The sequence below is a fragment of the Halorhodospira neutriphila genome (assembly GCF_016584055.1).
GTDB lineage: Bacteria > Pseudomonadota > Gammaproteobacteria > Nitrococcales > Halorhodospiraceae > Halorhodospira > Halorhodospira neutriphila.
The window spans coordinates 1-2,975 of record NZ_NRSH01000189.1; the positions used below are offsets into that span (position 1 = coordinate 1).

Annotated in this window: 5 protein-coding genes; 3 read left to right on the plus strand and 2 right to left on the minus strand. The window is 75.1% G+C overall.

Translation table 11 applies throughout. The annotated features are described in order from the left end of the window. The 3 genes from CKO13_RS11510 to CKO13_RS11520 all read left to right on the plus strand — a co-directional run. Positions 1 to 219, plus strand: a 219-nt coding sequence (locus CKO13_RS11510) for a hypothetical protein (RefSeq protein WP_200261167.1), incomplete at its 5' end; no start/stop codon positions are given. 15 nt (positions 220 to 234) lie between these two features. Next, complete coding sequence (locus CKO13_RS11515; RefSeq protein WP_200261168.1) at positions 235 to 645, plus strand: type IV pilin protein; 411 nt, start codon at positions 235 to 237, stop codon at positions 643 to 645. Then, on the plus strand, positions 642 to 1,187 hold the full coding sequence (locus CKO13_RS11520; RefSeq protein WP_200261171.1) for a GspH/FimT family pseudopilin: 546 nt from the start codon (positions 642 to 644) through the stop codon (positions 1,185 to 1,187). The genes CKO13_RS11515 and CKO13_RS11520 overlap by 4 nt, the downstream gene beginning before the upstream one ends. Here CKO13_RS11520 and pcl read toward each other — a convergent pair. Beyond that, on the minus strand, positions 1,184 to 2,377 hold the full coding sequence (pcl, locus tag CKO13_RS11525; RefSeq protein ID WP_200261173.1) for a 4-coumarate--CoA ligase: 1,194 nt from the start codon (positions 2,375 to 2,377) through the stop codon (positions 1,184 to 1,186). The genes CKO13_RS11520 and pcl overlap by 4 nt on opposite strands. Before the next feature lie 24 nt (positions 2,378 to 2,401). After that, positions 2,402 to 2,779, minus strand: coding sequence for a photoactive yellow protein (pyp, locus tag CKO13_RS11530; protein WP_200261175.1), 378 nt, complete (start codon positions 2,777 to 2,779; stop codon positions 2,402 to 2,404). Positions 2,780 to 2,975 lie beyond the last annotated feature (196 nt).

A 2,975-nucleotide genomic window follows, 5' to 3' on the forward strand; every position in this document is an offset into this window, starting at 1 on the left:
CGCGAGGCCCGGCTCGCCCTCGAGGCCGGGGAGGCGCCGGGCGGCGGTGGGCCTGGCTGCTCGCCCGAGCCGTCGTGCTACACGGTGGTGCCGCGCGGCGGGTACTACCGCGTGACGGCCGCCGGCAGCGGCTGCCGGGGGCAGCAGGCGGTCATCGAGGCCGGCGTGCGCCTCGCCGCGGGCCCCGAGGCGAGGCTGCGCTGGCAGCGTAGCGAGTGAAGGGGAGGGGACGAGATGGCGCCGTACGCCAGGCGACGGGGCGGCTTCACCCTGCTGGAGGTGCTCGTGGTGGCGGCGATCGTGGCCACCCTGGCGGCGATCGCCTACCCGGTCTACGAGCGCTACGCCCTCCGGGCCCACCGCAGCGACGCCACCGGCTCGCTGCTCCAGGCCTGGAGCGCGCTCGAGCGCTGCTTCGCCGAGGAGCTCGACTACCGGGCGTGCGCCGATCGCGTCCCGGCGCGCTCGCGGCGCGGCTACTACGAGCTGACCCTGGAGCCGGAGCGCGACGCCTTCCAGCTCATCGCCACGCCGGCGGCCGGGAGCCGCCAGGAGGCGGATGCGCAGTGCCAGCGCCTGACGCTCAACCACCGCGGCGAGCGCGGCAGCGAGCCGGCCGAGGCGGCCGCCTGCTGGGGCGGGTGAGGCGCGCGGCCGGGCTGACCCTGCCGGAGCTGCTCGTGGTGGCGGCGGTGATCGCGCTCACCGTGGCCTGGGCGGTGCCGCAGTGGCAGGCGAGCCTGGAGGCGGTGCGGGCGTGGGCCTGGCAGCGGGAGCTGATCGGCGCCCTGGAGCGCGCCCGGGCCCGGGCGCGGATCGCCGGGGTGACGGTGACCGTCTGCGGCGGCACGCCCGCGTCGGGGTGCGCCGATACGGGCTGGAGCGACGGCTGGCTGGTGTTCGAGGACCCGGCAGGGGGCGGGGAGTGCAGTGGGGTCGATGCCCACGGCCGCTGCGCGGGGCACGGCGGCGAGCTGCTGGAGGTCGGCCGCGGGGTCGCGGCGCCGCTGCGGGTCGCGGGCAACCGCAACGTCCGCGGCGGGGTCAGCTACGACCCGGATCGCTGGTCGGTGGGCAACGGCACCTTCAGCCTCTGCCGCGGCGCCCGGCCGCTGGCGAGCGTCAAGATCGCCCGCACGGGACGGGCCCGGCGCGGCGGCGCCGACGGCGCGGAGTGCGCCCCCTAGTCCCAGTCCTGGAGCTTGCCCAGCTCGTTGCGGGGCAGGCGCTCGCCGAAGCTCAGGCGGATCGGCCGCTCGGCCGCCGGGAGGCTCTCCCAGAGCCACTCGGTCAGCGCCTCCCGCAGCGCCTCCCGGTCCGCCTGGCCGTCGGCGGGGACGATGAAGGCCTTCAGGCGCTGCCGGCTGCCCTCCCCGAAGGGGCGGACGGCGCAGTCGGCGACGGCCTCGTGGCCGCGGATGCGCTCGGCGACCCGCTCCGGGGAGACGTTGACGCCGCCGACCTGGACGACGCCGTCGAGCCGGCCCGCGGGGCGGAAGGTGCGCGCCTCGAGCCACTCCAGCCGGTCGAGGGGGGCGAAGCTCAGCGTGGCGCCGTCGGGCAGCAGGCGGCGCAGGCTGCCGTGGCTGCCGCGCTCCCAGTGCGGCAGGAGCCGGTAGGCCGTCTCCGGCGCCCAGCGCACGCCGACGCCGCCGGTCTCGGTGGCGCCGTAGATCTCGGCGAGCCCGCCCAGCCCGGCCTCGAGCAGGCGCTGGCGCAGCCCCTGCTCGAGGGGGGCGGTGGAGCTGACCCCGGTGCTGCCGGCGGCGAAGGGGCGGCCGGAGTCGGCCAGGTAGCGCCAGCGCGCCGGGACGGTGGCGATGAGATCCCCCGGGCGCCGGTCGCCGGCCAGGGCCGCGGGGGCCTCGTGGGCCTCGACGACCTCGGCGCCGAGGGCGCGCGGCGCGGCGACGCCGAGCATGAAGCCGTAGAGGTGGTGGACGGGGAGCCAGGCGATGACGCGCCGGTGGGGGCCGAGGGTCTCGGCGAGCACCTCGCCCTCCTGGCGCAGGGCCGCCCAGCTGTGGTGGTGGGGCTTCGGCTCGCCGGTGCTGCCGGAGGTGGAGAAGACGAGGCCGCTGGTGCGGGCGCTCGCCTCGGCGATGAGCGCGGCCCAGTCGCCGAGCTGGCGCTGCGCCAGCAGGCGGTCCTCGACCCCCGTCTCGTGGAGGCAGAAGAAGCGGTTGAGCGTCCCGGCGAGGTTGAGCCGCTCCAGGGAGTCGAGGCGCAGCGGCGGCTGGTCGAGGCGCGTCTGCGCCGTGAGCGCGGCGCCGTCGATGGGCTCCTCGGCCCCCTCCTGCTGGCGCGCCAGCGCCAGCTCCGCCGGCAGGAGGCTGCGGAGGAGCTGCAGCACCTCGGATTGCGTCAGCCCTTGCATGCGCCGTCCCTGTCGGAGCGGCCCCTAGACCCGCTTGACGAAGACCCAGTAGCTGTCCCCGGTCAGGGCCTTCTTCATGTGGACCTTCACCTTGGTGGGGGTCATCTTGTAGTCGAAGGTGTACTCGAACATCGCGTTGAGGTTGCCCGACTGCACCCCCTCCTTGAACTTCCCGTAGAACTCGGGGCTGTCCGTGCAGGGCGCCACCTCGCGGAAGAAGTTCTTGCCGATTACGTCCTGGGGATTGCGCCCCGTGATATCCCCCTCGGCCATGTTGTACTGCAGGATGGTGCCGTTGCCGTCGAGCTGGATGGCCCCGAAGGCGAGCTCATCGAGCTGCGAGTCGTCCATGTTCGCGAGGGTGTTCTCGATGTCTTCGCTGCCGAAGGCTACGTGCTCCATGGGGTGCTCCTTCTGTCGATCCTGCTGCTGGGGTCACCAAGGCGGAGGCGAGCTTCCGGTCCACCGCCATCAAGGCCTAGCGTAATTGTACAGCCCTTGTACAACAAGGGGCTAGCGGGGCGGGCGGCGGTAGCGCGCGGCGTGGAAGGGGACCGGGGAGATGGCGCACGGCCGGCCCTCGAGCTGGTCGGCGACG

What these genes read in the sequence shown, in the direction of transcription:
- CKO13_RS11515 (WP_200261168.1), top strand. Translation starts at nt 235, where the DNA reads ATGGCGCCGTACGCCAGGCGACGGGGCGGCTTCACCCTGCTGGAGGTG.
- pcl (WP_200261173.1), bottom strand. Translation starts at nt 2,377, where the DNA reads ATGCAAGGGCTGACGCAATCCGAGGTGCTGCAGCTCCTCCGCAGCCTC.
- pyp (WP_200261175.1), bottom strand. Translation starts at nt 2,779, where the DNA reads ATGGAGCACGTAGCCTTCGGCAGCGAAGACATCGAGAACACCCTCGCG.